Genomic DNA, 6,292 nt, shown 5'->3' with positions numbered 1-6,292 from the left:
AATCAGTCTATAGCTTTATAAGCCGCTAGTGGGTGTGATGTGCTTAATGAAACATGTACTTCATCGCCTGGGTTTACCACAACTTCATGGTTTACTCGGCTAGTTACAACGGTAGAGCACGCTAATTTTATTGCACACAAGCGGCTGCCACCTTCAAAACGTACCCAAATGACTTCGCCGTTATTACCAACACTGCTTTGTACAAGCAATACATCGTCAGGGCGTAGCAGTACATCAACATCACCACTTTCACAGTCAACGCCATGAGCCGGCGCATTACCAATCGAGGTAGTGACTTGTCCGTTTTCAAAGCTGCCTGCAATAAAGCTTGCTTCACCTAAAAAACGTGCCACAAAACGATTGTTTGGCGTGCTAAAGCAGCGCTCGGGTGTATCAATTTGCTGAATTTTACCGCCTTTTAAAACGCCAACACGATCACTACAATTGGAGTGGCTGTCTAGTTTAATAGTCTAGAAAAGCTACAAAATACGATACATTAAGAAGGGTAAGCCCTTTTAACTTAAAATAAAGTTACTCAAGTACCCGCAATCCCGTCCAAAATGCCAATTAAAACAACACTAAACACTTCTTTATATTCTGCGTAAAAATACAGTAATCGATTGAACCAAAATAGGAACTCAGCTATGGTTTGTTTATCAATAAAAACAAATAAAAAAACGAGTTAATCTACAGGCTCTTTATGCGTTTATGGTTTCTGGATAGTATGGAATTTCAATGAAAAGTAAAATTGATGACTTAGCAAGAAAACTTCGTTTGATATATAAGCAAGGTAGTGCAGAGAAATTTCCATTATTTATGGGCTCATTTCAGTTTCCAACTGCAAGCTGTGAAGGTTCTTCTAGGTTTTTTGCTCATATTGTAAGCCAGCGGTATCCCGAATCTAAAGTGTTTGTTGTTGAGGGCTACTATCATCCAAATGACGATCGTCATTATTTGGTGCTAGTTGACAAGTTAACTTATGATTTAACTTGTGATCAATTTGATGGTTTTACAGTACCAATTTTAGGAGAAAGTAGTACTCCGCTTATCAGTAAATTTAATGATATAGATATATTAGCTGGTGCTGATGTTTTTGAAAATTGGAACCCAGGTGGTCGTTACGATAAGTTGGCAACGTTAGAGTATGTCGAAAACAGTCTAAAAACGCATAACAACACGCCCTGAGGTGGACGACTAGTAAAATTTAGCTATTAATTGCAAATTTTAAAAGTGGTGAGCCTCTGTGTTTTAAGTCCGCTAAATACAATTGGAGTGGCTGTCTAGTTTAATGTATACCTTGCATAAGTTACCATCAATACTGCAAGAATTAAAAATACGAAACCCACATTGTGATATTGAGTTTAATAATGAAAAATCACATAGGGACATAATTTCATAGGGATATAATATGATTTTAGCAATAGATGTCGATTATCAAGAAACATGCGCAACAGTTGCTGGTGTGTTGTTTGAGGGTTGGCAAGACAGTGAAGCTGCAAACGTAGTAGTAACTAACGTAAGTAATGTATGTGAATATGAAACAGGGGCTTTTTATAAAAGAGAGTTACCTTGTATTTTAAAGTTACTTAATGAGATTGAGTATAAGCCAAGTTGTATAGTGGTTGACGGTTACGTTTTTTTAGATGGTATAAGCCAACCTGGCTTAGGGAAGTATCTCTACGACGCATTAGATAAAGAAATACCCGTTATAGGTGTCGCAAAACGTTCTTTTGCAAAAATTTCTGATGAATTTGCACTATTACGTGGAGATAGTCAAAAAGCACTTTATATTACCGCAGCGGGTATAGATCAAGCATTAGCAAAGGAATATATAGCTAGCATGTATGGAAAGCATCGAAATCCTTCTTTGTTAAAAAAAGCTGATCAAGTTTGTCGAGGAATTGTTTAATATTTCTGGATGGTCGCAAAGAAAAACATGTTTATTATAAAATTGATTAAATGACATTAGAGTCGTTTTTTCTTTTTTCCTATGGTTTTACTGTTGACTATTCTATGTAAATTACCAGTGCATCACCAACACATTTCGTAATCTACCAGATGCTTTTGGGGAAATATGAGATTGCGTTAATTCACCATTATCTAAATTAACGTTATAGAGTTCTTTAACGTCTTTTGCAACAAAGCTACGCGAAAGTGGAGTAGATGATTGGTTAGATGAGTAAAAATCAAGATCTGATACAGAAAGCCTTTTTTTTAAATACTTAGGATTAATTTAAGGGTTCGCTTTTTAATTACTTTTGGTTGTTGGAATTACTCTACAGCCTTTTTATCCCATTTGGAGTGCTTTAATGAGTTTTTCGGAATTTATCAATGATGAATATAAATATATTAATTGGATTCAGTCGAATCCAAATGGGTTTGTTATTAATACATCCAAAAGTAAGCGATTAGATTATCGAGTTCTTCACACCGCAGATTGCAGTTATGTAACAACACTTCAAGGAAATGCTCAAGAGGATGGGTTTACTGAAAGAGGTTACATAAAAATTTGTTCTACTAATGTCGAGTCACTACGTGATTGGACAAAGCAGGAAGGCGAGAAAAATGGGTTGTTTACTCAAGAATGCGCTCGATGTAAACCATGGGAACATAATAGTTATAGCAAAGGAATTGCACAATTTGATGATTTACTTACTTTAAGTAATATTAAAGAATTATATGAAAAATATTTAGCCTTAGTTCGATTTGAAGTTCAAAAGTTGGGTGTAAAGCCAACTGAAGTAAGGCACCTTATTGGTCGTTTAGGTGAGTTTTATTGTGCACTCATAATTGACGGTTCTATCTCACATGTTGTAAACCAACATGGTTTTGATGTTCTCTCAAAAACAGGGAGAAGAATCAGTGTTAAAACTACATCACAAAAAACGGGTTTTGTTGCTATATCTGCTAACACACTCGAAAAGGTAGATGATCTTATGATACTTCAATATAAAAATGACGGCTTGCATGAAGTATATTTTGGAGATATTAATAAAGCAGTTTCTGCTGCAAGGTTTTATGCAAATATTAACAAATACGAATTAGATATTAGTAAGGCTAAAAAATTGCTATAAAAAAGAATAGGATCGCCCATTAGAAAGTTTCGACCAACTCGATTTTTTTGATATTAAAAAATGCGTAACAATTGGCTCAGCTCTTTCTTTTTGCCATTAGTTTTATTGTTAGTTTTTTTATGCAAATTAATTCGGCATTACCAACATTAGCTTTGCCTCTTTACCATCAGTTAATATCGCAATATTCCCCTCAGTTGTAACAAACACATCTCTTAATCTTCCTGCGGCCTCAGGAAATACGTGAGATTGCGTAAATTCACCATTTGCTAAATTAACGGCGTAGAGCTTTTTATCGACTAGCGTGGTGATAAGCACATGTTGTTGCAATGAAGCAAAAGCGGCGTGTTTAGAGCCGTAATACGCCATACCAGAAGGGGCGATTGAAGGCGTCCAATCAACACTTGGCTTTTGCATGCCTTTATATTCGGTAAATGGTGAAATACGCGCTTGCGAATAATCTTTACCATAAGTGATTACAGGCCATCCGTAATTAGTGCCAGCGGTTAAGTAGTTTAGTTCGTCACCACCTGCAGGGCCGTGTTCGTGACTAACAATTTGCTGTGTATCGTAATCATAAACTAAGCCTTGAGGGTTACGATGACCAAGTGAGTAAACAGCATGTGCATTTGGGTTTTCGTGGTTAATAAATGGGTTATTTGTTGGAATGGTGCCATCTAAGTTTATACGTAATATTTTACCAAGTTGGCTGGTGATAACTTGTGCTTGCTCTCTAAAATCAAATCCATCACCTGTTGAAACTAATAAGGTGTTATCGGGTAATACAAGGATGCGCCCAGCGTAATGTTGCGGTGTATTTTTATCAGTCGCTACTTTATAAATAATGTTAGGCTTTGAAAAGCTATTGCCATTAAATGTGGCTTTGGCAACAACAAGCCTGTTTGCGTTAGCATCACCTTGGGCGTAGGTAAAAATAATTTCTTTGCAGTCGTTATAATCTGGTGATAACACAATATCGAGCAAGCCACCTTGGCCTGCAACGTATAAACCGATCAGATCTAGTTTTACTCTTGATTGCGCATTGTTTTTAACGATAACTACGTGACCATCACGCTCTGTAATTAACCATGTGCCGTTTGGCAGTTCAACCATGCTCCACGGAGACTGCAATTGTGTTGCAAGTGTTTTTGTATTGTATTGCTCATTTGGTAACGCAGCGCCTGCATTAACAGAAAACGAAAAAAGCGAAAGCAAAGTAAAAAAAGAGATACATTGTTTACGGGGCAAGCCTTTGCTAGCATGGCTTGCATAAGAGAAAAGCTTTATTTTAAATTGAGATAACCATGTTGTTTTTAACACGTATATTGCCTTCATTTTTAGTTTCTTGGTTACTTACATTTTCACTTGCTAGCTTGTTTCATAGCCAATACGTTGTCAATCAATTAGTTAATGTAGGCGTTGTTGTTAGCTTAAGCGATCGGATTAATTTAACGCTTGATGATTGGGTCGGTTTATTACCCATCTATGGCGCTATTATTGCTGTAGCGCTTGCCATCGCTTTTTTAGTTACGGTACAGCTTAATAAAAAGGTTCAAAAATACAGCTCTCTGTTATTTGTTTTTGCTGGTATTGTGGCGTTTGCTATTGTGCTAATTGCCATTGAATCAATTATGAATATTCATATTATAGCGGGCGCGCGAGGCTGGGGATTTTATGCGCAATTACTTGCAGGCGCTATGGGTGGTTTTGTTTTTGCTAAGTTAACTAAGGTCTTAAAAGCTAAATTAGTAAAAGAGCCTCAATCTACCTGATAAAGCTAAGTGGGGTTATATAAGTGGGGTTATATAAGCGGGTTTTTAAGATGTGATTAAAACTCACGATAGTAAGCTTTAATCACTGTTTTATAAATTTACGCCATAACGGCTTTAATTGCTTCTAAGCCTTTTTTTAGGGTATTTGCATCGGTAGCGTAGTTAATACGAATACACTCGTGCTTGTGCGCCCAGCTGTCGTCAATGCCGATAAAAAAGTTGTGACCTGGAATTACATACACGTCTTGCTCTTTAAGTTGTTGATACAACGCTTCGCTTGTCATTTTTGCATCTTTAAACCACAGCCACATAAAAAATGCCCCTTCAACTTTGTGCAGGTAAACAGGCATATCGGCAAATACTTCATCAAACAACTCAATCGCTATGTGTGCTTTATTACGATAAAAAGGCAGTACAACATTATGGCACAGTGGGAGTAGTTCGCCGTCGTCAATTAAACGTGTAACTAAGCTTGGTCCAATGCTGTTTGGCGATAAAACCATACTGCCATTTACACGTCCTATTGCTTTAATAATCTCATTGTTTGCAACCACAATACCGCTGCGTAAACCTGGTAAGCCAAGTTTTGAAAGCGACATACATAAAATAATGTTTGAGTTCCACGTTAGGTTTGCATCAGTGTAAATACAACCTGGGAAAGGGTCGCCGTACGCGTTATCTATAATGAGTGGAATGCCATATTGCTTAGCAAGTAAATCAAGGTGCTTTACTTCGTCGTCGGTAATTACGTTACCTGTTGGGTTGGTAGGGCGCGATACGCACAACGCGCTAATACTGCTGTCGTTAGCTAATATTTGCTCAACTGCTTTAAAATCAATAATGTATTTAAATTGTTTTGATGCACCGCCTGTATTTAAAATTTCGATATCAGGCTTTACTGCAACAAACATATCGGCTGATAAACCTTGGTCGGCATAACCTATATATTCTGGCGCGAGTGGAAATAAAATCTTTTTATGACTGCCATCAGGCATGCTGCCTGCAAACATGTTAAACAATACAAAAAAGTTTGCTTGGCTGCCGTTGCCAAGCGCTACATTATCGGCGCTAATATCCCATGCATATTCTTTACTTAATTGACCTGCTAATGCTGCTCTAAACTCGTCGTTACCGGTTGGACCATCGTAAAGTCCAAATACTTGCGATACCTTATTACTGGCAACAAGTTTTTGTAATTCACTTAAAAAAACCTCATTAACTTGCGGTACTAATGCGGGGTTACCGCCACCAAGCATAACAATATTGGGATTATTGCTGCTTTTAGCACTGCCTAAGTCTTCCATTAATTGGGTAATGCCGTTGGGTTGTGTAAATTTAGTGCCAAAGTTTGAGTAGTTCATAATGCATAGCGTTTGTTAATAATGGGGAAGGCAGTATAGCGTAAATAATAGGCTTAAATTCGATGATGAGAATAATTCAATGCCTAGC

At 37.2% G+C, this 6,292-nt stretch carries 6 protein-coding genes and 1 pseudogene; 4 read left to right on the top strand and 3 right to left on the bottom strand.

From position 1 onward, the window contains the following. Nucleotides 1-2: 2 nt before the first annotated feature. Nucleotides 3-437, bottom strand: a pseudogene (locus tag L647_RS0120915) (TOBE domain-containing protein); the annotation flags it as partial. 298 nt (nucleotides 438-735) lie between these two features. Here L647_RS0120915 and L647_RS0120910 point away from each other — a divergent pair. The 3 genes from L647_RS0120910 to L647_RS1000000125105 all read left to right on the top strand — a co-directional run bounded on the left by L647_RS0120910 (nucleotide 736) and on the right by L647_RS1000000125105 (nucleotide 3,074). Further along, nucleotides 736-1,185 carry a hypothetical protein gene (locus L647_RS0120910; protein ID WP_024612748.1) on the top strand — a complete coding sequence of 150 codons (450 nt, stop codon included), beginning with the start codon at nucleotides 736-738 and terminating at the stop codon, nucleotides 1,183-1,185. Between the two features lie 223 nt (nucleotides 1,186-1,408). Further along, nucleotides 1,409-1,909: an endonuclease V gene (locus L647_RS0120905; protein WP_024612747.1), complete on the top strand. Its 501-nt coding sequence runs from the start codon at nucleotides 1,409-1,411 to the stop codon at nucleotides 1,907-1,909. 400 nt (nucleotides 1,910-2,309) lie between these two features. Beyond that, nucleotides 2,310-3,074, top strand: a complete 765-nt coding sequence (locus L647_RS1000000125105) for a hypothetical protein (RefSeq protein ID WP_024612746.1) — start codon at nucleotides 2,310-2,312, stop codon at nucleotides 3,072-3,074. A gap of 126 nt (nucleotides 3,075-3,200) precedes the next feature. On the opposite strand, the gene L647_RS0120895 is transcribed toward L647_RS1000000125105, so the two are convergent. Continuing rightward, nucleotides 3,201-4,391: a PQQ-dependent sugar dehydrogenase gene (locus L647_RS0120895; RefSeq protein ID WP_024612745.1), complete on the bottom strand. Its 1,191-nt coding sequence runs from the start codon at nucleotides 4,389-4,391 to the stop codon at nucleotides 3,201-3,203. On the opposite strand from L647_RS0120895, the gene L647_RS0120890 reads away from it, so the two are divergent. After that, nucleotides 4,376-4,843, top strand: coding sequence for a hypothetical protein (locus tag L647_RS0120890; protein ID WP_024612744.1), 468 nt, complete (start codon nucleotides 4,376-4,378; stop codon nucleotides 4,841-4,843). The two genes, L647_RS0120895 and L647_RS0120890, sit on opposite strands and share 16 nt — an antisense overlap. 98 nt (nucleotides 4,844-4,941) lie before the next feature. Here L647_RS0120890 and L647_RS0120885 read toward each other — a convergent pair whose 3' ends face one another. Beyond that, entirely contained in the window at nucleotides 4,942-6,204 is a 1,263-nt protein-coding gene (locus tag L647_RS0120885) for a valine--pyruvate transaminase (RefSeq protein ID WP_024612743.1), read from the bottom strand. Between the last annotated feature and the right edge of the window lie 88 nt (nucleotides 6,205-6,292).

The sequence above is a fragment of the Pseudoalteromonas sp. TB64 genome (assembly GCF_000498095.1).
Taxonomy (GTDB): domain Bacteria; phylum Pseudomonadota; class Gammaproteobacteria; order Enterobacterales; family Alteromonadaceae; genus Pseudoalteromonas.
Note: the sequence above shows the minus strand (reverse complement) of the source record. Positions and strands in the feature narration are given on the sequence as shown.